This is a genomic window from Comamonas testosteroni TK102, assembly GCF_000739375.1.
Taxonomy (GTDB): domain Bacteria; phylum Pseudomonadota; class Gammaproteobacteria; order Burkholderiales; family Burkholderiaceae_C; genus Comamonas; species Comamonas brasiliensis.
Map to the genome: position 1 here is coordinate 896,111 of NZ_CP006704.1, position 24,053 is coordinate 920,163.

24 protein-coding genes and 1 tRNA gene are annotated in these 24,053 nt (G+C 62.6%); 9 read left to right on the forward strand and 16 right to left on the reverse strand.

Going from position 1 to position 24,053, the window contains the following annotated elements; genetic code table 11:
* Window positions 1–284: 284 nt before the first annotated feature.
* From argJ to O987_RS04040, 3 genes are all read left to right on the forward strand, one after another.
* Complete coding sequence (gene argJ / locus O987_RS04030) at window positions 285–1,514, forward strand: bifunctional glutamate N-acetyltransferase/amino-acid acetyltransferase ArgJ (protein ID WP_003058557.1); 1,230 nt, start codon at window positions 285–287, stop codon at window positions 1,512–1,514.
* Window positions 1,515–1,787: 273 nt separating this feature from the next.
* Window positions 1,788–2,723, forward strand: coding sequence for an ATP-binding protein (locus tag O987_RS04035; protein ID WP_003058555.1), 936 nt, complete (start codon window positions 1,788–1,790; stop codon window positions 2,721–2,723).
* Between the two features lie 12 nt (window positions 2,724–2,735).
* The gene (locus O987_RS04040; RefSeq protein ID WP_200879588.1) at window positions 2,736–3,209 is read left to right on the forward strand and encodes an NUDIX domain-containing protein; all 474 of its coding nucleotides are present in this window, start codon (window positions 2,736–2,738) and stop codon (window positions 3,207–3,209) included.
* 115 nt (window positions 3,210–3,324) lie between these two features.
* Here the strand turns inward: O987_RS04040 and O987_RS04045 are convergent, their stop codons facing one another.
* The 8 genes from O987_RS04045 to O987_RS04080 all read right to left on the reverse strand — a co-directional run bounded on the left by O987_RS04045 (window position 3,325) and on the right by O987_RS04080 (window position 10,145).
* A complete protein-coding gene (locus tag O987_RS04045) occupies window positions 3,325–3,537 on the reverse strand; it encodes a DNA gyrase inhibitor YacG (protein ID WP_003058551.1) in 213 nt (70 codons plus the stop codon).
* Between the two features lie 98 nt (window positions 3,538–3,635).
* Window positions 3,636–4,391, reverse strand: coding sequence for a cell division protein ZapD (gene zapD, locus O987_RS04050; RefSeq protein ID WP_043370920.1), 756 nt, complete (start codon window positions 4,389–4,391; stop codon window positions 3,636–3,638).
* 87 nt (window positions 4,392–4,478) lie between these two features.
* Window positions 4,479–5,105, reverse strand: a complete 627-nt coding sequence (gene coaE, locus O987_RS04055) for a dephospho-CoA kinase (RefSeq protein WP_003058547.1) — start codon at window positions 5,103–5,105, stop codon at window positions 4,479–4,481.
* Window positions 5,106–5,108: 3 nt separating this feature from the next.
* Entirely contained in the window at window positions 5,109–5,978 is an 870-nt protein-coding gene (locus O987_RS04060; protein WP_043370921.1) for a prepilin peptidase, read from the reverse strand.
* Window positions 5,978–7,195 carry a type II secretion system F family protein gene (locus tag O987_RS04065; RefSeq protein WP_043370923.1) on the reverse strand — a complete coding sequence of 406 codons (1,218 nt, stop codon included), beginning with the start codon at window positions 7,193–7,195 and terminating at the stop codon, window positions 5,978–5,980. Before O987_RS04065 ends, O987_RS04060 begins: the two co-directional genes overlap by 1 nt.
* Window positions 7,196–7,218: 23 nt before the next feature.
* Window positions 7,219–8,961, reverse strand: a complete 1,743-nt coding sequence (gene pilB, locus O987_RS04070) for a type IV-A pilus assembly ATPase PilB (protein ID WP_043370924.1) — start codon at window positions 8,959–8,961, stop codon at window positions 7,219–7,221.
* Window positions 8,962–9,099: 138 nt separating this feature from the next.
* Window positions 9,100–9,176, reverse strand: a tRNA-Pro gene (locus O987_RS04075).
* Window positions 9,177–9,215: 39 nt separating this feature from the next.
* The gene (locus O987_RS04080; protein ID WP_003058538.1) at window positions 9,216–10,145 is read right to left on the reverse strand and encodes a polyprenyl synthetase family protein; all 930 of its coding nucleotides are present in this window, start codon (window positions 10,143–10,145) and stop codon (window positions 9,216–9,218) included.
* A gap of 342 nt (window positions 10,146–10,487) precedes the next feature.
* On the opposite strand from O987_RS04080, the gene rplU reads away from it, so the two are divergent.
* From rplU to proB, 4 genes are all read left to right on the forward strand, one after another.
* A complete protein-coding gene (gene rplU, locus O987_RS04085; RefSeq protein ID WP_003058536.1) occupies window positions 10,488–10,799 on the forward strand; it encodes a 50S ribosomal protein L21 in 312 nt (103 codons plus the stop codon).
* Between the two features lie 16 nt (window positions 10,800–10,815).
* The gene (rpmA, locus tag O987_RS04090; protein ID WP_003058534.1) at window positions 10,816–11,073 is read left to right on the forward strand and encodes a 50S ribosomal protein L27; all 258 of its coding nucleotides are present in this window, start codon (window positions 10,816–10,818) and stop codon (window positions 11,071–11,073) included.
* A gap of 156 nt (window positions 11,074–11,229) precedes the next feature.
* The gene (gene cgtA / locus O987_RS04095) at window positions 11,230–12,345 is read left to right on the forward strand and encodes an Obg family GTPase CgtA (RefSeq protein ID WP_003058532.1); all 1,116 of its coding nucleotides are present in this window, start codon (window positions 11,230–11,232) and stop codon (window positions 12,343–12,345) included.
* A gap of 110 nt (window positions 12,346–12,455) precedes the next feature.
* Complete coding sequence (proB, locus tag O987_RS04100) at window positions 12,456–13,595, forward strand: glutamate 5-kinase (protein WP_043370925.1); 1,140 nt, start codon at window positions 12,456–12,458, stop codon at window positions 13,593–13,595.
* A gap of 52 nt (window positions 13,596–13,647) precedes the next feature.
* On the opposite strand, the gene O987_RS04105 is transcribed toward proB, so the two are convergent.
* The gene (locus tag O987_RS04105; RefSeq protein WP_019043050.1) at window positions 13,648–14,352 is read right to left on the reverse strand and encodes an RNA pyrophosphohydrolase; all 705 of its coding nucleotides are present in this window, start codon (window positions 14,350–14,352) and stop codon (window positions 13,648–13,650) included.
* Between the two features lie 94 nt (window positions 14,353–14,446).
* On the opposite strand from O987_RS04105, the gene O987_RS04110 reads away from it, so the two are divergent.
* Window positions 14,447–16,189, forward strand: coding sequence for a proline--tRNA ligase (locus tag O987_RS04110; RefSeq protein WP_043370927.1), 1,743 nt, complete (start codon window positions 14,447–14,449; stop codon window positions 16,187–16,189).
* A gap of 12 nt (window positions 16,190–16,201) precedes the next feature.
* Window positions 16,202–16,855, forward strand: coding sequence for a lytic transglycosylase domain-containing protein (locus O987_RS04115; RefSeq protein ID WP_043370928.1), 654 nt, complete (start codon window positions 16,202–16,204; stop codon window positions 16,853–16,855).
* 105 nt (window positions 16,856–16,960) lie between these two features.
* Here O987_RS04115 and O987_RS04120 read toward each other — a convergent pair whose 3' ends face one another.
* From O987_RS04120 to prfA, 7 genes are all read right to left on the reverse strand, one after another.
* Window positions 16,961–18,346, reverse strand: coding sequence for a hemolysin family protein (locus tag O987_RS04120; RefSeq protein ID WP_043370929.1), 1,386 nt, complete (start codon window positions 18,344–18,346; stop codon window positions 16,961–16,963).
* 97 nt (window positions 18,347–18,443) lie between these two features.
* Window positions 18,444–18,902 (reverse strand): ribonuclease HI family protein, encoded by a 459-nt coding sequence (locus tag O987_RS04125; RefSeq protein ID WP_043370930.1) that lies wholly within the window; start codon window positions 18,900–18,902, stop codon window positions 18,444–18,446.
* A 33-nt stretch (window positions 18,903–18,935) separates the two neighbouring features.
* The gene (gene grxD, locus O987_RS04130; RefSeq protein WP_003058519.1) at window positions 18,936–19,256 is read right to left on the reverse strand and encodes a Grx4 family monothiol glutaredoxin; all 321 of its coding nucleotides are present in this window, start codon (window positions 19,254–19,256) and stop codon (window positions 18,936–18,938) included.
* Window positions 19,257–19,383: 127 nt separating this feature from the next.
* On the reverse strand, window positions 19,384–20,259 hold the full coding sequence (gene prmC, locus O987_RS04135; RefSeq protein WP_050871702.1) for a peptide chain release factor N(5)-glutamine methyltransferase: 876 nt from the start codon (window positions 20,257–20,259) through the stop codon (window positions 19,384–19,386).
* Between the two features lie 13 nt (window positions 20,260–20,272).
* Window positions 20,273–20,806 carry an SUKH-3 domain-containing protein gene (locus O987_RS04140; protein WP_003058515.1) on the reverse strand — a complete coding sequence of 178 codons (534 nt, stop codon included), beginning with the start codon at window positions 20,804–20,806 and terminating at the stop codon, window positions 20,273–20,275.
* A 9-nt stretch (window positions 20,807–20,815) separates the two neighbouring features.
* The gene (locus O987_RS04145) at window positions 20,816–22,792 is read right to left on the reverse strand and encodes a PEP/pyruvate-binding domain-containing protein (protein ID WP_043370932.1); all 1,977 of its coding nucleotides are present in this window, start codon (window positions 22,790–22,792) and stop codon (window positions 20,816–20,818) included.
* 71 nt (window positions 22,793–22,863) lie between these two features.
* Window positions 22,864–23,943 (reverse strand): peptide chain release factor 1, encoded by a 1,080-nt coding sequence (prfA, locus tag O987_RS04150; protein ID WP_003058512.1) that lies wholly within the window; start codon window positions 23,941–23,943, stop codon window positions 22,864–22,866.
* Between the last annotated feature and the right edge of the window lie 110 nt (window positions 23,944–24,053).

The window sequence follows — 24,053 nt, forward strand, 5'->3', positions numbered from 1 at the left end:
GAACAACACGGGCTGCGGCCCGTGTTTGCATTGGGGCGCAGCTTTTTGCGCAACAAAATCCGGCAAGTCCGATCAGGCCTCTGTTTGTTCCGATAATGGGGAACGTTTTGCTTGCAGTCCGAACTTGCCCCGCGGACTGTGAATCAGTGGCGTGCTCCAGGCGAGAGACATCGAGCAAGAGCCGCCCCGCAGCGAGGATGTCGTCCCCCTCCCGCCAGGCGAGAGAGGGGGAAGCCGCGCAGTGGCTCAGGGGGTGTTTTCCACTTTTCTAGGAACATACAGAAATGTCCGTGAATCTTTCCGCTCCCGTCGCCGCTGATCTGCTGGCGATCAATGGCGTTCGCATTGGTGTGACCGAAGCCGGCGTGCGCAAGGCCAATCGCAAGGACCTGACGGTGTTTCTGCTCGACGAAGGTGCCTCGGTGGCCGGCGTGTTCACCCAGAACCGTTTCTGCGCCGCTCCCGTGCAGATCTGCCGCGAGCATCTGGCGGCCGGCACCGGTATCCGTGCCATGGTCGTCAACACCGGCAATGCCAATGCCGGCACCGGCGCCGCCGGTCTGGCCAATGCCCGCGCCACCTGCGCTGCGCTGGCCCGGGAGCTGGACCTGAGCGCAGGCCAGATCCTGCCTTTCTCCACCGGCGTGATCATGGAAGAGCTGCCCGTGGACCGCATCGTGGCGGGCATGCCCAAGGCCATTGCTGCCGCCAAGGCTGACAACTGGGCCACGGCTGCCGAAGGCATCATGACCACCGACACCTTGCCCAAGGCCTTCAGCCGCAGCATCGGCATTGGTGGCAAGACGGTCTCCATCACCGGCATCAGCAAGGGTGCGGGCATGATCCGTCCCAATATGGCGACCATGCTGGGCTTTCTGGCCACGGATGCGGCGATCGCACCCGAGCTGCTGCAGCCCCTGGTCAAGGAGCTGGCCGACGGCTCCTTCAACCGCGTGACCATCGACGGCGACACCTCCACCAATGACTCGTTCGTGCTGATCGCCACCCACAAGGCCGGCAATGCACAGATCACGGCGCTCTCCAGCGCCGAGGGCGAGCAGCTCAAGGCAGCATTGCTGGAAGTGGCACAAAAGCTCGCCCAAGCCATTGTGCGCGATGGCGAGGGCGCCACCAAGTTCATCAGCGTCAAGGTCGAGGGCGGCAGGAATGAGGAAGAGTGCCGTCTGGTCGCTTACTCCATTGCCCACTCGCCCCTGGTCAAGACGGCCTTTTTTGCTTCCGACCCCAACCTGGGCCGCATCCTGGCCGCTGTGGGCTATGCCGGCATTGCCGATCTGGATCAGACCCAAATCGATCTGTACCTGGACGATGTGCATGTGGTGGTCGACGGCGGCCGCAATCCTTCCTACAAGGAAGAAGACGGCCAGCGCGTGATGAAGCAGCAGGAGATCGTGGTGCGCGTGGTGCTGGGTCGTGGCGATGCCGCACAGACGGTATGGACCTGCGATCTGAGTCACGAATATGTGACGATCAATGCGGATTACCGGTCGTAAATGATCACCCCCTGAGCGGCGGCGCCTGGGCGGCCCCGCCGCTTCCCCCTCTGTCTACGCGCTGCGCGCTATGGGAGGGGGACGACAGCCTCGCTGCGCGGCGGCGCTTGCTTGCTGTCCCTTGCTGGTGAGCGCCCCCTATTTGGGTGCTTCAATTTCAGGAGCTGCTTGCGTTTGTCTGTATTGAGTTTTGATTGCTTTTTATTCTGAAATCAAGCTTAGGCAAGCGCAAGAAGCTATAAAAAATATGGAGATCTGGTCGTGCAAGATGTGATGAACCCTTTGGAGCGCTTGGTCGAGCGTGCCGAGCAATTGATGCAGCGCATCGAATCCGTGCTGCCCCAGCCCCTGCAGGCGCCCGCCGACTGGGATGCAGCGATTGCCTGGCGCTACCGCAAGCGCGCCAACGGCTGCGGTGTGCTGGAGCCGGTTCGCCATGTGGGCGCCATGCAGCTGTCCGATCTGCAGAACATCGATGTGCAAAAGGAAAAGATTGCCCGCAATACCGAGCAGTTCGTCAGCGGTCGCACGGCCAACAATGTGTTGCTGACGGGCGCGCGCGGCACGGGCAAGTCTTCGTTGATCCGCGCCTGCCTGCACAGCTATGCGCCCCAGGGCCTGCGTCTGATCGAGGTGGACAAGGCCGATCTGACCGATCTGCCCGACATCGTCGACGTGGTCGCTGGCCGGAGCGAGAAGTTCATCATCTATTGCGATGATCTGAGCTTTGAAGAGGGCGAGCCCGGCTACAAGGCCATGAAGTCCATGCTGGATGGCTCGGTTTCCGCAGCCACGGCCAATGTGCTGGTCTATGCCACCAGCAATCGCCGCCATCTGTTGCCCGAGTACATGACGGACAACCTGGCGCAGCAAAAAAGCGAGAACGGCGAGATCCATCCCGGTGAGGTGGTGGAGGAAAAGATTTCCCTGTCCGAGCGCTTCGGTCTCTGGGTGAGCTTCTACCCCTTCAGCCAGGACGAATACCTGCGCGTGGTGGCGCAGTGGCTGTCCGCGCTGGGCATGGATCAGGCCACCATCGAGGCGGCCAGGCCCGAAGCCCTGGTCTGGGCGCTGGAGCGCGGCTCGCGCAGCGGTCGTGTGGCCCACCAGTTCGCGCGCGACTATGCAGGCCGCAATGAGCGCCCTGTGACGGTCAAGAAGCGCATTGAAGATGTGGATGGTCTGGCTGAAGAAGCAGACCTGGAATGAAGAAAGAGTGTTGTGGAAGTGACGACTGCTGAAACACAGGCGCAGCGCAAGCACACGGAAGTGGCCGTGGGCGTGCTGTTGCGCGAATCCGATGGGGCGCTGCTGATTTCAAGCCGCCCTGCAGGCAAGCCTTATGCGGGCTACTGGGAGTTTCCTGGCGGCAAGCTGGAGGCCGGGGAAAGCGTGGAACAGGCTTTGCGCCGAGAGCTGATCGAAGAGCTGGGCGTGACCATCGGCCATGCCCATGCCTGGAAGGTGACCGAGCATGACTACCCGCATGCGCTGGTGCGTCTGCACTGGTGCAAGGTGACGCAATGGACGGGCGAGTTCGAGATGCGCGAGGGTCAGCAGATGGCCTGGCAGCAGTTGCCGCTTGATGTGCACCCGGTCCTGCCGGGCGCCTATCCTGTGCTGCAATGGCTGAGCGAGGAGCGCGGCTTGGTCTTTGATCAAAGCCATTACGAGGCGCAGCAACCCGTGGATTGAAGTGTTACGCTCCTGAATGGAGAGCGCCTTGCGTACGGTGAGTCTGGATTTGCTTGGGTAATCAAGCTGAAATCAAGAAATATCGGGCGAAAGTCGCTCTTGTTTTTGCTGAAGGCTATTGGTTTTCGGTGCGCGGATCGCCAAACGGCGCATCTTCGGGAGGCGTCTGAGCCGGAACGCGGAACTCTTCATTGCCCCAGGCGCCCAGGTCGATATTGCGGCAACGCTCGCTGCAGAAGGGGCGGAACTTGTTGCTGGGCAAAAAAACGCTGGGGCCGCCGCAGGTCGGGCATTTCACCATGGTGGGGGATTGCTTGTCAGTGCTCATGGCGTAGATGTATCACAGCTGGAAAACACGGGTGGCCGACCCTGAAAGACAGCGAGCCGCAAGCTGCGGCTCGATGGAGAGAGAAGACTGCCTGCGGCTCAGGCGCAGAGCGTCAGCTCGAAAGACGCGTCGTCATTGCTGGGCTGGGGCTTGCCGCCATTGGCCAGCCTGAGCAGGCGCACCGATACCAGCAGGCGGTTGCCGCTGATCTCCGGCACCAGATTCAGATGCGGGTCTATGCGCAGGCGCAGCAGCTGGAAGCTGCGGCCGGCCGGCATGGCCTGCTGGAACACGCCATGCTCGGCCACCACGCGCTGGGGAATGCCGGTCTCGCGCAGCAGCTGCAGAATCAGCTCCAGCGCCTGGCCCAGCGGGGTCAGCTCGCCGGCCCAGTCTTCGAGGTCGCGCTGGCGGTAACGCGGATCGAGGTTCTGCCAAGCGTGATAGGCCGGCAGGTCGAAACTGCAGGTGCCGCCGGGTATGCCCACGCGGCTGCGGATGGACATCAGCCATTCGTTCTCGGTCAGCGCCTGGCCGGTCTTGCCGGTCTGTGCATTGATGGTGGCAAAGCAGCCTTCCACCTGACGCGCCACCTGGTGCAGCATGTGCTGGGAAATATCGGGGTTGTCGCGCAGCACGTCCAGCAGGTGCTTCTGGCGTTCCAGATCCTTGATGACATCGGCGCGCAGATCGCTGCGCGAGGCCACATCCATGATCTCGAAGATGGTGATCAGGGCGAAGTGATGATCGACCGAATGTGCGCGGGTCAGCAGCTCGCGCAGACGGCGATACAGCTGCTCAAGGCGCAGATAAGTTCTCAGACGCTCGTTAAAAGGATATTCGTACAGGATCACGTTTGCTGGGCTCCTCGAGGCGCACAGGAATCAGCGGTCAACGTGCACATGCGGCGATCACACGCACAGGCCAAGCCATGGCCTGCATCATAGCCCGAACCATGCAGCGATTTGATCGGTATATGCGTGGAGAGTTTCGATTGTGACCCCGTCATCGTTGTAGACGACCCAGTCGGCCGCTGCCAGGCGCTGCGTGCGCGTGGCCTGGGCGTCGATGATGGCCTGAATGGCCTCGCGGCTCAGAGCGCTGCGCGCCATGACGCGCTCCGTCTGCGTGCTCTCGCGGCAGTCCACGACCAGCACGCCATCGAGCCTGGTTCGCCAGTGGCCGGATTCGACCAGCAGCGGGATGTCGTGCACGATCAGCTTGCTGCCGGCCGCCACGGCTGCTTCATGCTGCTGCCGGGTCTGCTCGGCGATCAGGGGGTGGAGTATGGCTTCCAGGCGCTGCCGCGCGGAGGAATCGGCAAAGACCAGCTCGCGCATGCGGGCGCGGTTGAGAGCGCCATGGGCGTCGATCAGGTCAGCGCCAAAAGCCTGAGCGATAAAAGGCAGGGCCATGCCGCCGCTTGCCGTCAGGCTGCGCGAGATATGGTCGGCATCGATCAGCGCTGCGCCGCATGTCTGCAGCCTGGCCGCAACCGTGCTTTTGCCACTGCCAATGCCGCCCGTCAGTCCCAGTCTGAATGGTGAGCGCTCGGGCAAGGCTTGCATGGCTTAAAGACCCGCAAAGCCGAGCACGGCCTGGGGACCCCAGATCAGGCTGACAAAACCGCCACCCGCGAGAAAAGGGCCGAAGGGTACATAGCCGCCTTCGCGCAGCTGGCTGTTGATCTTGAGCACGATGCCGATGACGGCACCCACGACCGATGCCATGAGAATGATGGGCACCAGTGCCTGCCAGCCGAACCAGGCACCGAGCGCGGCAAAGAGCTTGAAGTCGCCATAGCCCATGCCTTCCTTGCCGGTGGCCAGTTTGAAGGCCCAGAAGATCAGCCACAGCGACATATAGCCTGCGACGGCACCCCACAGCGATTGCTGCAGAGGTACGTTGGTCCACTGCAGTGCGGAGGCGATCAGGCTGGCCCAGAGCAGGGGCACAGTGATGGAGTCCGGCAGGAATGTGGTGTCCCAGTCTATCAAGGCAAGTGTCAGCAGCGCTGCGCTGAAGCCGCACCAGGCAAAGCCGGTAGCGCTCAGGCCGTCGCGGCCCAGGCAGAAGGCAAACAGGGCGGCGCAAATCAGCTCAACCAAGGGATAGCGCAGGCTGATGGGCTTTTTGCACTCGGCGCAGCGGCCGCGCAGAAACAGATAGCTGAGCACGGGAATGTTCTCGTACCAGGCGATCTGATGGCCGCAATGCGGGCAGCACGATCTGGGCTGACTCAGCGTGACGGCTGGCTTGGCGGGCGGCAACTCGATCCTGGCGCCCTTGTCCTTCTGTTCCTCGGCCCATTGCGCGCCTTCGGCATGCCATTCCTGCTCCATCATCAGCGGCAGGCGGTGGATCACCACATTCAGAAAGCTGCCGATCAGCAAGCCCAGGACGCCGCCGGCAGCGGCATTCAACACCAGTTCGGAAATCATCAGACCACTTGACCCAGCTTGAAGATAGGCAGATACATGGACACCACGATGCCGCCGATCAAGGTGCCCAGGAAGACGATGATGATGGGCTCCATCAGGCTGGACAGACCCGCCACCATTTCGTCCACTTCGCTTTCATAGAAGTCGGCGGCCTTGCCCAGCATATGGTCGATGGCGCCCGATTCCTCGCCGATGGCGCACATCTGCAGCACCATGGAAGGGAAGATATTGGCATTGGCCATGGCAACCGTGAGGCTGGTGCCCGTGGAGACCTCCGACTGAATCCTGTCGGTGGCGTTTCTGTAGAGATAGTTGCCCGAGGCACCTCCCACGGAGTCCAGCGCCTCGACCAGCGGCACGCCGGCTGCAAACATGGTGGATAGCGTGCGCGTCCAGCGGGCCACGCAGGATTTCTCGATCAGCACGCCGAAGATGGGCAGCTTGAGCATGGTCCGGTCCATGAACTGCTGCACGCGCTCGTTGCGCTTCCAGGCCTGCATGAAGAAATAGATGCCGCCGCCCAGCACGCCGAAGATCAGCCACCAGTACTGCACAAAGTACTCACTGATGCCCATCACCAGCAGCGTGGGTGCGGGCAGGTCGGCGCCAAAGGAGGTGAAGACCTCCTTGAAGGCCGGAATCACGAAAATCATGATCACGGTCACCACGACAAAGGCCACGATCATCACCGATGTGGGGTACATCAGCGCGGACTTGATCTTGGACTTGATGGCTTCCGTCTTCTCCATATAGGTGGCAAGACGGTCCAGCAGCGATTCCAGAATACCTGCGGCCTCGCCGGCCTCCACCAGGTTGCAGTAGAGACTGTTGAAATAGAGCGGAAACTTGCGAAAGGCAGCGCTCAGCGAGGTACCGGTCTCCACATCGGAGCGGATGTCGTTGAGCAGCTTGGTGACATTGGGGTTGGTATTGCCGCGGCCCACGATGTCGAAAGACTGCAGCAGCGGCACGCCGGCCTTCATCATGGTGGCCAGTTGGCGCGTGAAGAGTGCAATGTCCTTGGGCTTGATCTTCTTGCCGCCGCGGGTCCTGCGCTTCTTGATCTTGGACGGAGTCACGCCCTGGCGGCGCAGCATGGCCTGGATCTGGTTCTCCCCGCCGGCACGCGTTTCGCCGCGCATGATCTTGCCGTTGCGGTCCTTGCCTTCCCACTCGAAGAGATATTCCTTGATTCCCTTGGACGCTGCGCTTGCCATGGCGTTCCCTCACTGATTCTGTTTTACTCGTTGGTGACCGCCAGCACTTCTTCGAGTGAGGTCAGACCCAGCTTGACTTTATGCAGGCCCGAGCCGCGCAGAGAGCGTACTCCTTCGGCCTTGGCTTGTTCAGCAATTTCCAGCGCACTGCCGTCACGCAGGATGATGCGCTGAATCTCCTCGCTGATGGGCATCACCTGATAGATACCGACACGTCCCTTGTAGCCGTTGTTGCAGGCAGGGCAGCCCACAGGCTTGTAGCTGACCCAGCTGCCGTCGAGCTCCTCTTCAGCGTAGCCGGCTTCGATCAGGGCGTCGTGCGGTATGTCGGCGGGTTCCTTGCACTGAGCACACAGGCGTCGTGCCAGGCGCTGGGCGGTGATCAGAATCACGCTGGAAGCAATATTGAAAGGGGCGATGCCCATATTGCGCATGCGCGTCAGTGTGGTCGGAGCATCATTGGTGTGCAGCGTGGACAGCACCAGGTGCCCGGTCTGGGCGGCCTTGATCGAGATGTCGGCGGTTTCCAGGTCACGGATTTCACCGACCATGATGATGTCCGGGTCCTGACGCAGAAAGGATTTGAGCGCAGCGGCAAAGGTCAGGCCGGCCTTCTCGTTCACATTGACCTGATTGACGCCAGGCATGTTGATTTCGGAAGGGTCCTCGGCGGTGGCGATGTTCACGCCCGGCTGGTTGAGCAGGTTCAGGCAGGTGTAGAGTGACACGGTCTTGCCCGAGCCCGTGGGGCCGGTGACCAGGATCATGCCGTAGGGGCGGTTGATGGCCTTGAGCAGGCGCTCTTTTTCCTCGGGTTCGTAGCCGAGGGCATCGATGCCCATCTTGGCCGAGCTCGGGTCCAGAATACGGATCACGATCTTCTCGCCAAACAGCGTGGGCAAGGTGCTGACACGAAAGTCGATGACGCGGTCGGGGCCGACCTTGAGCTTCATGCGGCCGTCCTGCGGAACGCGCTTCTCCGAGATGTCCGGGCGCGAGATCACCTTGATGCGGGAAGCCAGCTTGTCCTTGATCGCAATCGGGGGCGAGGCGATCTCGCGCAGCTCGCCGTCGATACGAAAGCGCACGCGGTAATTGTGTTCGTAGGGCTCGAAGTGCAAGTCGGACGCGCGCATATTGAAGGCGTCCAGCAGCATCTTGTGCAGAAACTTGACGACCGGAGCATCCTCGACCTCGGCGCCGACGGCATTGTCTTTTTCCTCGGGGGCATCCTCGATCTTGACGTCGTCGAAGTCAAAGTCTCCGGAGCTGGAATAGGAGTCCAGAGACTCGCTGACGCTCTTGCCGGCCTGCTCTACCAGTTTTTGCAGCTTGTCGGCCTCGACAACTACCCAGTCCACCAGCAACTGGGTTGTGAACTTGATCTGCTCGGCCGCTTCCTGCTGCGTGGGGTCTGCCGTGGCAATGGTGAGCCGGTTGCCGCGCTTGCTGAGTGCCAGCACGCGGTAGGCGTTGCTGATCTTCGGGTCCAGCAGCTCGCGTGGCAGTTGCTGGGCGTCGATGGCATTGAGGTCCAGCAACGGTGTGCTGAACATCATGGAGATGGTTTCGGCAATTTCCAGTGCGCTGATTTCGCCGGACTGGCTCAGTTCGGTGATGAATGGAGTCTTGCCTGTGGCGGCTTTCTTGGCTGCGTTTTCGGCTGCTTGCTGCGAGACCTTGCCGGCGGAAATCAGGGCTCTGCCTAGACCAGGGATGGCAATGGGCGCAGGGGCGTTCTTTTGCAGATTGTCGGCAGCGGCCATGTATCCAAGTCTGGGTGGGGTAGGAGGAGTCCTATCCTACCATCCTTGTTGTTACCGACGGTATGCCGCCAGACCCGCATGTCGGCCTCAACACGGCGTCATTGAACCTAGCGCAAGAAACGGCGACAAAAATGAGATTGGTCGGGGTGAGAGGATTCGAACCTCCGGCCTCTACGTCCCGAACGTAGCGCTCTACCAGGCTAAGCTACACCCCGCAAGCTTTGTTTGTCGAGCACCCAGGTGCACCTGGCGATTCAGGTGCGGCGCTCCAAAAGCTGAGAGGCCAATTGTAGCAAACTTGCGGTGTATGCATTGCCTGGCAGAGCGGCCAAGGCATCAATGGCGCGCTGGGCTTCCGCATGTGCGGCTGCTCTGGCAATGTCCAGGGCGCCGGTGCTGCGCACGATATCCACCACGGCGTCGAGCTGATCGGTGGAGCCTTGCTCGATGGCGTTGCGCACAATGGCGGCCTGCTCGGCGCTGCCGCGCTGCATGGCTGCGATCAGGGGCAGGGTGCATTTGCCTTCGCGCAGGTCGTCGCCCAGGTTCTTGCCCATTTCCTGGGCGTTGCCGGTGTAGTCCAGCACATCGTCGATGATCTGGAAAGCCGTTCCCAGGGCCTGGCCATAGGTGGCGCAGGCCTGTTCCATTTCGGGCGTGGCGCCGGCCAGCACGGCAGCCAGCTGTGCGCTGGCCTCGAAGAGTTGGGCGGTCTTGGAACGGATCACATGCAGATAGCCGGCTTCATTCAGCGATGCATCATGGGTGTTGATGAGCTGCTGGACTTCGCCTTCCGCGATCACATTGGTGGCGTCGGACAGAATTTGCAGCACGCGCATGCTGCCCACTTCCACCATCATCTGGAACGAGCGGGTGTGCAGAAAGTCTCCGACCAGAACGCTGGCCGGGTTGCCGAAGGTCTCGTTGGCCGTAGCCCTGCCACGGCGCAGTGTGGACTCATCCACCACATCGTCGTGCAGCAAGGTTGCCGTGTGGATCAGTTCCACCACGGCGGCCAGAATGTATTTGTTCTTGCCCTGGTGGCCGAGTGCGCCGGCGATCAGCAGCAGCAGTGCCGGACGCAGGCGTTTGCCGCCTGCGGCAATGATGTATTGGGAGATCTGTGCGATCAGGGGGACGCTGGTTGTCAGTCGCTGAGCAATGACGATATCCACTTCGCGCATGTCATCTGCGATCAAGGCAAGCGGATTGGATGTGGAAATTTCTGTAGTCAAGGTGATGAACCGCCAAGTGGACTCTCGATTATAGAAAGATGCAACCAAGTTTTGCGTGGTGTCCTCAGAGCCCGTTCAAGTGAACGAAGGCTGCGACATTGCCGTCGCTCGCAAGGCGCAAGCCTCACCGCGCACCTGTACCTGCCATCTGTCCCGCGAGGCCACGGCCGCGGCGTGCGCGGATGCTGAAGCGCTTCCTAGGGGTATGGCAGCAGAAAAAATGCATGCGTGCTAGAATTGCCGGCTCCGTGGAAATCATTTCATGGAACTCTCAGACTTTAGAGGTTTTTAATGTACGCAGTCATAAAAACCGGCGGCAAGCAGTATCGCGTTGCAGCTGGCGAAAAGATCAAGGTAGAACAGATTGCTGCGGACGTAGGCCAGGAAATCGTGATCGACCAAGTTTTGGCCGTCGGCAACGGCGCTGAAATCAAGGTTGGTGCCCCCCTGGTGTCCGGTGCATCTGTAAAGGCAACTGTGGTTGCTCACGGCAAGCACGACAAGGTGCACATCTTCAAGATGCGCCGTCGTAAGCACTATCAAAAGCGCCAAGGCCATCGTCAGCAGTTCACCGAACTGCAAATCGTGGCAATCGCTGCTTAATTTTAGGAGCTAAGTCATGGCACAGAAAAAAGGCGGCGGCTCTACGCGTAACGGACGTGATTCCAAGCCAAAAATGCTGGGCGTGAAGGCCTTTGGTGGCGAGCTGGTGACAGCTGGTTCCATCATCGTGCGTCAGCGCGGCACCAAGTTCCACCCCGGTGAGAACGTTGGCGTGGGCAAGGATCACACCCTGTTTGCACTGGTTGACGGCCATGTGTCGTTCGGTGTGAAGGGCGCTCTGTCCAAGCAAACAGTCAACATCACGGCTGCATAAGTCGTCTGTGACTCCAACAAAGCCCCGACTTGTCGGGGCTTTGTTGTTTGAAAAGGCTCCAGGCAGCAGATTTCTGGCAGATGGGGCATGGTAATAAAGCACTCAAGTGTGGACCGGAGCTTCTGGTGCACACTGATTTTGTAGACTGGATGCCTCATGAAGTTCGTTGACGAAGCTTTTATCGACATTGCAGCTGGTGACGGCGGCAATGGCTGCGTGTCTTTCCGGCACGAGAAATACAAGGAATTTGGCGGCCCCGACGGTGGCGACGGCGGCCGTGGCGGTCATGTGTACGCAGTGGCCGATGTGAACCTGAACACGCTGGTGGATTACCGCTATTCGCGTCGCCACGAGGCCAAGCGCGGCCAGCACGGCATGGGCTCCGACATGTTCGGTGCAGCCGGTGACGACATCACGCTGAACATGCCTGTGGGCACCATCATCAGCGATGCGGATACCGGCGAAGTGCTGTTCGAGCTGCTGGAGCCCGGCCAGGTCATCACCATCGCCAAGGGAGGTGACGGCGGTTTCGGCAATCTGCGATTCAAGAGTGCCATCAACCGGGCGCCGCGCCAGAAGACTCCCGGCTATCCCGGCGAGCGCCGCAACCTGAAGCTGGAGCTCAAGGTGCTGGCCGATGTGGGCCTGCTGGGCATGCCCAATGCCGGCAAGTCCACTTTCATCACGGCCGTCTCCAACGCCCGGCCCAAGATTGCCGACTATCCCTTCACCACCTTGCATCCCAATCTGGGCGTGGTGCGCGTGGCCGCCGAGCAGAGCTTTGTGGTGGCCGACATACCGGGTCTGATCGAGGGCGCCTCCGAAGGTGCGGGCCTGGGTCACCAGTTCCTGCGCCATCTGCAGCGCACACGTCTGTTGCTGCATATCGTGGACATTGCACCGTTCGACGAGGGCGTGGACCCGGTCGAGCAGGCCAGGGCCATCGTGGCCGAACTCAAGAAGTACGACGCCGAGCTCTACGACAAGCCGCGCTGGCTGGTGCTCAACAAGCTGGACATGGTTCCCGCAGAGGAGCGTGCCGCCAAGGTCAAGGACTTCGTCAAGCGCTTCAAGTGGAAGGGCCCGGTCTTCGAGATCTCGGCGCTGACCCGTGAAGGCTGCGAGCCGCTGATCCGCAAGATCTTCGAGCATGTGCACAACCAGCAGCTGGCGGAGCAGGCCCCCAAGGAAATCGACCCTCGCTTTGCGGGAGGCGAGGATTCTGGTCTGGATATGACCGATCCGCGTTTCGCCTCCTACGATCCGGAATAAGCTAGAGGGTATAACCCAGCAGCGCACTTGGTGCGCTGTTTTGCTTTGAATTTAATAGCTGCTTGCGCTTTATTCATAGGCGTTAGAGGCCTAAAACACTGTAAATTCTCATGTCTTCCAATGTGCTGCGTGATGCCCGTCGCATCGTCGTCAAAGTCGGCTCCAGCCTGGTTACGAATGAAGGTCGTGGTCTGGATGAGGCCGCCATTGAAGAGTGGAGCCGCCAGCTGGCGGCATTGGTAAATGGTGAAGACGGCGTCAAGCGTGAAGTCATCATGGTCTCCAGTGGCGCCATTGCCGAAGGCATGAAGCGACTGGGCTGGGCCACGCGTCCGACCGAGGTGCATGAGTTGCAGGCCGCTGCTGCCGTCGGTCAGATGGGGCTGGCCCAGATGTACGAGACCAAGCTGCGCGGCGAAGGCGTGCCCAGTGCCCAGGTGCTGCTGACCCATGCGGATCTGGCCGATCGCGAGCGCTATCTGAACGCCCGCACCACGCTGCTGACGCTGTTGCAGCTGGGCGTGGTGCCCGTCATCAACGAGAACGACACGGTGGTGATCGACGAGATCCGCTTTGGCGACAACGACACCCTGGGCGCGCTGGTGGCCAACCTGGTCGAGGCCGATGCACTGGTCATCCTGACCGATCAGCGCGGCCTCTACAGTGCTGACCCGCGCAAGAACCCCGATGCCAGGTTCATCGACGTGGCCGAAGCCGGCAGCCCCGAGCTCGAAGCCATGGCCGGTGGTGCGGGCCTGTCCATCGGTACGGGCGGCATGATCACCAAGATTCTGGCGGCCAAGCGTGCGGCGGGCTCCGGTGCCTCCACCGTGATCGCCTGGGGGCGCGAAAAAGACGTGCTGCTGCGCCTGACGCGTGGCGAGTCCATAGGCACGCTGCTGGTTGCCAACACGCACAAGATGCAGGCGCGCAAGCAGTGGATTGCCGACCATCTGCAACTGCGTGGTTCGGTGACCGTGGATGCGGGTGCCGTCTCCAAGCTGCGTGATGAGGGCAAGAGCCTGCTGCCCATCGGCATGATCGCCGTGGAGGGTGATTTCTCGCGTGGCGAAGTGATTGCCGTGCGCGATGAGGACGGCGCCGAGATCGCCCGTGGCCTGGCCAGCTATGCCAGCGCCGAAGCGCGACTGCTGTGCCGCAAGAGCTCATCGGAGATTGAATCGCTGCTGGGCTACTCGGCCGGTCCCGAAATGATGCACCGCGACAATATGGTGGTGGCCGGACACTGAGTACCGGCGGTCATCAAAAAAGCCGTAATGCTGCGAGGCATTACGGCTTGGTTCATTGCAGAGGCTTGTGATCGGGCGGATTGTCTATGCCGGTCTGCGGGTCCGGGTCAAAACTGGCGCCGGGCGGCAGCTCTATGCCGGGGTTGATGCGAAAGCTTCCTGTACGGGCCGGGTACATGACCTGGTGGTGCTGCGTCAGATGCGCAGTGCCGCCAGTGCTCTGGCCTGCTTCCTGCTCGCGTGGCCGCATGCCACTGCGCAGATAGCGGTTGCGCTGCTGCTCGCCGCGCGGCAGAAAGCGCGCCAGCTCGGTCAGCGCCATTTCATAGACGCCGCGTTTGAATTCGACCACCACATCCAGAGGAACCCAGTAGTCATTCCAGCGCCAGGCATCGAACTCAGGGTGATCGGTGGCACGCAGGTTCAAGTCCCAGTCATGCCCGACCAGTTGAAGCAAAAACCATATCTGCTTCTGGCCTTTGTAATGCCCGCGCGCGTCGCGGCGGATGTACCTGTCTGGCACCTCGTAGCGCAACCAGTCCCTGGTGCGGGCAACCACGCGAACGTGATTGGGCTTCAGCCCCACTTCCTCGTGCAGTTCGCGGAACATGGCTTGCTCGGGTGTCTCACCCCGGTCAATGCCACCTTGCGGAAACTGCCAGCTGTGGGTGCGAATGCGTTTTCCCCAGAACACCTGGTTTCTTTGGTTGAGCAGGATGATGCCGACGTTCGGGCGAAATCCGTCCCGGTCAAGCATAATCAAACCCCAAATTTTTGAATTGTGTTCATTATGCATGGCCCCTTGTGATCGACAAGCGGGCCATGCCTATTTCCACTGAATTGCCAGTTCCATGAAAGCCACCCAATTTCTCATCTCCACCCTGAAAGAAGCTCCGGCCGACGCCGAAGTGGTCAGCCACAAGCTCATGATGCGGGCTGGCATGATCAAAAAGCTGGGTGCTGGCATTTACAACTACATGCCCATGGGCCTGCGCGTGATCCGCAAGGTCGAGGCCATCGTGCGCGAGGAAATGAACCGCGCCGGCGCCATCGAAACCACCATGCCCGTGGTCCAGCCTGCCGAGCTGTGGCAGGAAACCGGCCGCTTCGAGAAGATGGGCCCCGAGTTGCTGCGCATCCAGGACCGCCATGGCCGTGATTTCGTGATCCAGCCTACTTCCGAAGAGGTGGTCACCGATATCGCGCGTCAGGAGTTCAAGAGCTACAAGCAGCTGCCCAAGAACCTCTACCAGATCCAGACCAAGTTCCGCGACGAGCGCCGTCCGCGCTTCGGCCTGATGCGCGGTCGCGAGTTCATCATGAAGGACGCCTATTCCTTCGACAAGGACCGCGATGCGGCCCAGATCAGCTATCAGACCATGCGCGAAGCCTATAAGCGCATCTTCGACCGCTTCGGCCTGCAGTACCGCGCCGTGCGTGCCGACTCGGGCGCCATCGGCGGCGATCTGAGCGAAGAGTTCCAGGTCATCGCTTCCACGGGCGAGGACGCCATCGTCTACTGCCCGAACAGCGACTACGCGGCCAATATCGAGAAGGCCGAGAGCCTGGCGCCCACCCAGGCACGTCCTGCCGCCGCCCAGGCCCTGCAAAAGGTCGCCACTCCCGGCAACAGCACCTGCGAAGCCGTGGCCGAGCAGCTGGGTCTGCCCTTGGCGCAGACCGTGAAGTCGCTGGTGCTGGCCACGGACGAACTGGACGACAAGGGCCTGATCGTCAAGACGCAGGTGTGGCTGCTGCTGCTGCGCGGCGACCACGAGATGAACGAGATCAAGGTCGGCAAGGTCGAAGGCCTGGCGGGCTTCCGTTTCGCGACCGTGGGCGAGATCGAGGAGCACTTCGGTGCCAAGCCCGGCTATCTGGGTCCCATCGGCCTGAAGAAGCCCGTGAACATCGTGGTGGACCGCGATGTGGCCGTGATGGCCGACTGGGTCTGCGGTGCCAACGAGGAAGACTTCCACATCACCGGCGTGAACTTCGGCCGCGACCTGCCCGAGCCCGCCGTGGTGGCCGATCTGCGCAATGTGGTGGCTGGCGACCGCTCGCCCGACGGCGCGGGCGAACTGGCGATCGAGCGCGGCATTGAAATCGGTCATGTGTTCTACCTGGGCACCAAGTACTCCAAGGCCATGGACGCCACTTTCCTCGGCGACAACGGCAAGCCCCAGCACTTCGAGATGGGCTGCTACGGCATTGGCGTGACCCGCCTGCCCGCCGCTGCCGTGGAGCAGAACCACGACGAGCGCGGCATGATCTGGCCCGATGCGATTGCACCGTTCACAGTGGTGATCTGCCCCATCGGCATGGGCCGCAGCGAGGCCGTGAAGACCGAGGCCGAGAAGCTCTACGGCGAGCTGCTGGCACTGGGCGTGGACGTGATCCTGGACGACCGCGACGAGCGCCCCGGTGCCATGCTGGCCGACTGGGAGCTGATCGGCGTGCCCCACCGCGTGGTGCTGGGCGACCGTGGCCTGAAGGAAGGCGTGGTCGAGTACCAGCAGCGCCGTGACACAGAAGCTACAAAGCTGGCGACGAATGAGGTGCTGGGTCACCTCAAGAGCCGCCTGGGCTTGTAAGCTGCTGTTTCCATGCCCGAAACCCTGCTGAGCCGACGCCACTGCCTGAGGACTGCCGCTGCGCTTGCCGCCCCGGCGGCCGGCTGGCTGTGGCCGCAGGCGGCCTGGGCCGGGGGGCAGCTCGAAGAGCCGCTGGCCGACTCCGTGCGTACGGCGCTCAGCGCGGCCGTGGCGGGTTCGGGCGCGCCGCCCGAACTGGAGTTCGCCTCCACAGCGGCGCGCATGAGCTATCTGCGCTGGCTGGTGGCCAGCAGCGACAAGCTGGCCAAGCGCAAGCCCGACCTGCAGGCGCGGCGCGAGTTCCTGCAGACCGTCTGGTACGAGTCCAAGCGCGCGGGCCTCGATGTGTCCATGGTCATGGGTCTGATCCAGGTGGAGAGCGGCTATCGCAAGTACGCCATCTCCAGCGTGGGCGCGCGTGGCTATATGCAGATCATGCCGTTCTGGATGCGGCTGATCGGTGACGGCGATATCGGCAAGCTGTTCCACATGCAGACCAATCTGCGCTTCGGCTGCGTGATCCTGCGCCACTACATGGACCGCGAAAAAGGCGATGCCTATATGGCACTGGGCCGCTACAACGGCAGCCGGGGCCAGCCCCAGTATCCGAATGCCGTGTTCGGCGCCCAGCGGCGTTGGCTGGTGGAAGAGCCGCAGTCGGTCTGATACCGTGGAGATATAAAAAAGAGAGCGCTTGGCGCTCTCTTTTCATTGGTTTCAGCAAGAAAAGAACCTGAAGTCCTTTGAGGGTAAGCGCAAGAAGCTCCTGATTCAGGAGTGGCTGCTTTTGCTTGTCTGGGCCTGGGCAGCGCTGCCCTGTACCTTGGCCGCAGCGGCCGCCGAAGGTGCGGCAGATTCTGCAGCCGGCTCGGGAAGGTGGGTCACCATGACCTGGTCGATGCGGTAGCTGTCCACGTCCAGCACTTCAAACTTGTAGCCGCCCCAGATCACCGCATCGGTGCGGCGCGGCACGCGGCGCAGCATGACCATCAGGAAGCCGCCCAGGGTTTCGTATTCATCGTCATGCGGCATATCGTCCAGATGCAGTACACGCATCACGTCCTCGACGGGAGTGACGCCGTCGATCAGCCAGGAATGCTCGTCACGGCGGATGATCTGCTCTTCCTCGTCAGAAGGACTGACCAGATCGCCCATCACCGTGCTCATCACATCGTTCAGGGTGACGACACCGACGACGCGGCTGTACTCGTTGACGATGACGGCAAAGTCTTCGTGCACCATGCGGAACTGCTCCAGCACCTCTGCAAGACTCAGTCGGTCGGGCACGATGAGCACCTTGTGAATCAGCGATCCATCCTGCAGGGACAGAGGCTGGTTGTTGAGCGCGCGCTGGAACAGGTCCTTGGCGTCCACATAGCCGATCACATGGTCGATATCGCCGTCGCAGACCGGGTAGGTGGAGAAGGGCTCCTCGGCAATGCGGGCGCGGATGATGGCGTCGGCGTCATCCTTGAAGAAAAAGGCAATGCGCTCGCGCTGCGTCATGGCCGAGGCCACGATGCGCGAGTCCAGCTCGAAGACGTTGGCAATCACCTGCTGCTCGCGGGCGGCCAGCACGCCGGCCTTGGTGCCCGCTTCGGTCATGGCCAGGATGTCGTCGCTGGTGATGCGCTCGTCGCGCGTGGCCGGCAGGCCCAGCAGGCGAAACAGGGTGTCGGTCGCCAGGTTGTAGAACCAGATGACGGGCTTGAAGATCACCACAAACCAGCGCATGGGCGCGAGTACCCGCACCACATAGCGCTCGGGCTCGTTCATGCTGATGCGGCGCGGCAACAGGTCGGCCAGCAGGATGAAGGCCGAGGTGACTATGAAAAACGAGAGCAGGAACCCGAGGGTCGTCGAGAGGCTGGGCGAGAACCAGATCGAGAAAAACTCGGTCAGTGCGGGGCTGAACGCACCCTCGCCGACGATGCCGCCGAGGATGGCGACGGCATTCTGTCCCACTTGCACCACGGTGAAATATTCGCCCGGCTGCTCCTGTACGCGCAGGGCATGCTCGGCTCCCTCATTGCCATCGTCGGCCATCTGGCGCAGGCGCAGGCGACGCGAGGCGGCCAGAGAAATCTCCGCCACAGAGAAAAAGGCGCTGAGCAGAATCAGCAGAACAATCACCGCAAGGCTTTGGGACACACTCATAGGCAGGGCTGCTGCGGCACGTCGACGTGCCTGCGGCCGGTTATCAAGGAGTCTCTATTCGACCACATAAAGCCTGTGGCAGGCAGCTGTACTGGCTTCAGGACTGAAGCGCGGCTGCCGAATGGGCCATGCGTGCCAGCGCATCGGCCTCGGTATTGCGGTGTCTGGGCACCCATTGCAGAACCAGCTCCTCAAAGTCCTGCATCTGTGCACGGGCGGCCTCGAACAGCGTGGCGAGTCGGGCGATGGGCCGCGCCGGCTTGGCCGTCGGCGGGCCGAGCTGCTCCAGCAGGACCTGGGAGTCGGTGCGCACGGTCAGGCTGCGCGCGCCGAGATCGCGTGCCAGCTTCAGGGCGGCCATCAGGGCGCGCAGCTCTGCTTCGTTGTTGCAGCCGCTACGGTGCAGATTCTGCGACAGCGTATGGCGGCTGCCGTCGGGCAGCTGCAGCAACACGCCCAGGCTCATGGGGCCGGGGTTGGGCAGGGCGCTGCCATCGATATGGATGCAGCAGTGGTAGGGGGGGACGGGTCTGGGAGGCGGCATGAAAAAAGCCACCGGGGTGCCGGTGGCTTGCAGACGGGATGGGGCTTACTTGGCGGCCAGCACTTGCTGCAGTTCGCCCGATTCGTACATCTCCATCATGATGTCCGAGCCACCGATGAATTCGCCCTTGATGTAGAGCTGGGGAATCGTGGGCCACTGGCTGTAGTCCTTGATGCCCTGGCGGATTTCCTGATCTTCCAGCACGTTCACGGTGGCGATGGACTTGGCATCCACGCCGCAGGCCTTGAGGATCTGGATGGCGCGGCCGGAGAAGCCGCACTGAGGGAAGCTGGCGTTGCCCTTCATGAACAGCAGGATGTCGTTGTTCTTGACCAGGTCGTCGATGCGTTGTTGAGTGTTGCTCATAGTGGGCTCCGGATTTTGGAAATGGCGGTACCAGCCGCGATGTCTGCAATTATTTCACCGACCGCAAGGAATGCGATGCTGTGAGGAAATCTTGCTGACTGGATATTTTGGGGTGGAGGTCTGGAAATCAAGCCTTGCCGCTCCGGCAGGCGCCCGTGCAGCGCGCAATGCCGGCCAGGTCGTGGCGGTGCTGGACCTGTTCGAAGCCGGCCGCTTGCATGAGCCGCGCCACGTCTTCGGCCTGATCCCAGCCATGCTCGAAGAGCAGCCAGCCGCCGTCTTTCAGGCGGGCCGGAGCCTGGTCGATGATGCTGCGTATGTCCTCCAGCCCATCCGCGCCGCTGGCCAGGGCCGACAGCGGTTCGTGGGTCAGCGCCGCCAGGTGCGGGTCGTCGGCGCGGATATAGGGCGGATTGCTGACGATCAGATCGACGGGTTCCAGCCCGTCCAGAGGCTCCAGCCAGCTGCCATGGGCGAACTGCACGGGTAGCTGGAGCCGGGCGGCGTTGCTGCGGGCCACGGCCAGGGCATCGGCGCTGGCGTCCACGGCGATGACCCGGGCTGAGGGGCGCTGGCTTTGCAGGGCCAGAGCGATGGCGCCGCTGCCGGTGCCCAGGTCTACAACGCGAACCGGCTGCCCTTCAGGTATGAGCTCCAGCGCCCAGTCCACCAGGGTCTCGGTATCGGGGCGCGGGTCCAGCACCCTGCTGTCCACGGTCAGATCCAGGCCGTAGAACTCCTTGCTTCCGGTCAGGTAGGCGACAGGCATGCCTTGCTGGCGCAGGGCGCACAGCTGGCCCCAGCGCTGCTGCTGCTCCTGGCTCAGGGCATCGCTGTCATGGGTGATGAGCCAGGCACGGGCGTGCGCTGGCTGTCGCATCAAGTGCAGCAGCAGCATCTGTGCATCGACACGCGCCAGGCCTTGGCGGGCGGCTTGCTGCAGGGCTTGAGCGACGGAGAAAGTGGGGGGCGAGGGTTCGGTCATGGCTTGGCCGGTGGCCATCTTCTTCGGGAATTCAGCAAGGGTATATCTCGGGGTCGCCCGCCTTGTAGAGCGTGCCGTACAGCTGGGTCGACGACTGGCCGGGCTCCAGCATGGGGCGCGAACGTATACCCAGCAACAGATGTTCCAGCGCCTGCTGAATATTCTCGCCCTCGAAGCTCATGCCTACAAAGGACCAGGAAAAGCAGCGTCCATCGCCCGCCATCAGCAGCTGGCCGTGGGCATGGTGAACTTCGGCAACGGCTATCAGCCGGGTGTGCAGGCGCTGTTCCCAGGAGAGCAGGGCATCGTCTGCATCTTCCCCGGTGAAACACGCTTCAAGCCAGTCAAACTCTATATCGCTGCTGGCGCATTCCCGGCCCTTGCCCACCTGGCCTATGTGCAAACCCGCCAGGTTCTGCAGTGCCGCCACGGCAGGGTGGGTGGCCAGACTGGGCTGACGTCCCAGAGCGCTTTGCACAGGCACGGGAATGGCGACCTCTCGCTGCGGGGTCCAGCCCCGGGCTTGCAGCAGCTCAATGACGACAGGTGACTCGAAATTCAGCATGGCGGATCTTCAACGCCCGGGCGCCGAGATGAAGGGGCGCGCCTGCAGGATGATGAGCTGGTCGCCCTGCACGGCCCACTCGATGTCCTGGTCCCGGCCGCCAAAGCGTTGCTTGATGCCGGCTCCGGCGCGGGCCAGTCGCTGCACCAGTGCGTCGCTGAGCACGGCGCGACCGGCAGTCACCGCCACTTCACGCACCCCGCCCCTGGCATCCAGCTGCAGCGCCACATCGTCCTGGGAACGGTTGAGCACCTGCACGGCCTTGCTGCGGCTGGAGTAGAGGATTTGCTCTGCGACCCGTCGGCCCTCGACCACGCGGATGCCTATGCCGCGCTTGGCGGCGATATAGCTCATGTGGCGGTGCGAGGCGTCGAAGGGGTCGCGGGTGATCATCACGCCCGATGCGGAGGAGTCCACGGCTTTTTGCACAAACACCGACATCATCACCTGCGCGTCGTCGATGCCCGCTGCCTGTCTGGCTTCCCAGGCCTCGAAGTTGTAGACCGAGGCCCAGACCTTGCGCACGGCGGCGGCCAGATCCGTGCCGCTGCGCACATTGGGCACGGTGGTGTACAGGCCTGCTCCGCTGAAGTTGGGCAGGTCCTCGGAGCTGGAGGAGCTGCGTACGAACACGCCCTGGCTGCCCAGCTGGCCGGACCAGCGCTGTGCCCAGGCATCTGCCACGGCCGGGCTGACGGGCCATTGCTCGATTTCGGCCTGCAGCGCGGACAGGGCCTGCTTTCGAAGGCCTGCATCCGTCGGAAAACCGGGCTGCTGGCGCATGCGGGCAATGCGCTCGGTCAGGCCGTTGGCGCGCATGAAGTCGGCATAGGCGGCAAACGGAATGCAAAAGCCATCGGGCACGCTGACGTCCGCCAGGCCGGCGGACTGGATCTCGCCCAGATTGGCGGCCTTGGCACCGCAGCGGCGGCGATCCGCGCTGCGCAGGCCGGCCAGGGGCACCAGTTCGCTGCGACGCAGATCGGGCTGCAGCAAGACCTTGCTGCCCTTGGCGGGCTGGCGCAGTGCCTGCTGCTGCGCGCTCTGCTGTTCGGCAGCCGTGGCGGCGCGCAGCGCAAAGCTGGCGGGCTGAACGTCGATATGCACCCAGCGGCCGTTGAAGTCCGCGTAATGCTCGGCGGCTTTTTGCACATAGGCATTGGGTATGCCCCAGCCGCGCGCCAGCAGATTGACATGGGACAGCACCGTGGAGGGGCGCTCCGTCACCACACCGGCCACGGGCGGCAGGCTGATGGGCACTTCGCGCAGCAGCACGATGTCCCTGGGCTGGAGGTCATTCACCCCTTCGGCCTGGTTCAGGATGCGCAGCCGGCCCACGGCCTGGCCCTGGTTCAGCGGCAGATAGGTCTGGGCACCCAGCAGCTGGGCCTGCGTAACCGCTTCAACACCGGCCTGCCGGGCCACGGCTTCCTGCTGTGTGGAGTTGGCCTTGAAGCGAGCCGGCGCGAAAAATCCGGTGCTCAGCGCGGCGGCCGTGGTCTGCAGCAGCTCGGGCGTGAGCTGGTCGCCCTCCCAGAACTCGTAGCTGTAGTCCTTGAGCGCGGGCTGCCAGCTCAGCGTACCGAGAATGAAGCGACGACCCGGCTCGCGGTAATTGCGGTTGAGCGCCGGCTTTCCGCCCTGCAGCAGGCCTTTGGCGCGCAGAAAATCTTCGTGAAACGCGTATCGCGGCGTGTTGATGAAATGCAGCGGCGCACTCTTGCTGTGACGGTCGATCACAAACAGCACATGGGGCATGGCGCTGGCCGGGTCGAAGATGCGGGCCAGGCGATCGAAATCGGCGCGGCCGGCCAGCATGGGCAGGCTGGCGGGCGTGTTGCGGCTGCCCGCCGCATCGACCGGACGCCCCGCGCCCGAGTCATAGGCAGACGGCTTGCGCAGGGCCTGCGCCTGGGCGGCGGTCGATGCGAGCAAAAGACTGGAGAGCAGGGCCGAAACCAGAACCGGCAAAAAGCGCTTTGTCATCTTGAGATTGTCCCCATTTCTGGCGGAGCGTTCGAACGGACCCGGTTCGAGCCGGTGCAGCCTGTGCGGACTCAGGAAGCGGCCAGCTCCGCCAGCAGCTCGGCCTCGCGCGCATGTTGCAGGGCCTGGATCACATCACCCAGATCGCCTTCCATCACTGCCAGCAGCTTGTACAGCGTGAGGTTGATGCGATGGTCGGTGAGGCGACCCTGGGGAAAGTTGTAGGTGCGGATGCGATCGCTGCGGTCGCCCGAGCCGATCAGGCCCTTGCGCATGGCCGCTTCCTTGGCGGCCCGCTCGCTGCGTTCCTTTTCCTGGATGCGGGCCTGCAGCACCTGCAGGGCCTTGGCCTTGTTGCTGTGCTGGCTGCGGCCGTCCTGGCACTCGGCCACGATGCCCGTGGGCAGGTGGACCACGCGCACGGCGGAGTCGGTCTTGTTGATATGCTGGCCGCCGGCGCCGCTGGCGCGAAAGGTGTCGATGCGCAGATCGGCAGGATTGAGCGTGATGGCCTCGGCCTCGTCGGGCTCCGGCATCACGGCCACGGTGCAGGCGCTGGTGTGGATGCGCCCCTGGGTTTCGGTGGCGGGCACACGCTGCACGCGGTGGCCGCCCGACTCGAAGCGCAGTGCGCCGTACACGTTGTCGCCCTCGATGCGCAGCACCACTTCCTTGTAGCCGCCGATTTCGTTTTCGCTGGCGCTCATCACTTCCACCTTCCAGCCCACGTTGGCGGCGTAGCGGGTGTACATGCGGGTCAGGTCGCCGGCAAACAGGGCCGATTCGTCGCCACCCGTGCCGGCGCGGATTTCGACAAAGGCGGGGCGGGCATCGTCGGGGTCCTTGGGCAGCAGCAGGCGCTGCAGCTCGTCCTCGAGCTTGATCAGCTCGGCTTCGCCGCTGCCGATCTCTTCCTGCGCCATTTCGGCCATGTCGGGGTCGTCCAGCATTTCACGCGCGGCGGCAATGTCGGCTTCGGTCTGCAGGTAGCGCGTGTAGCGGCTGGCAATGGCCGTCACATCGGCATGTTCGCGCGAGATGGTGCGGTACTGCTTCATGTCGCCCATGATGTCTTCGCGCGAGAGCAGGAAATCCAGCTCCTGCAGGCGTTGGGCATAGCGTTCGAGCTGGTTGCGCAAAAAGTCTTGCATAGGGAGTAGCTAAGGCTTGGAAAGGGTGGCGCGCAGCGGCCACCTTGTTGGGGACAGGAAAGAGAGGGGGCAGGCCACGACCGGGCCATGCGCTGCACGAGGACGGCAGC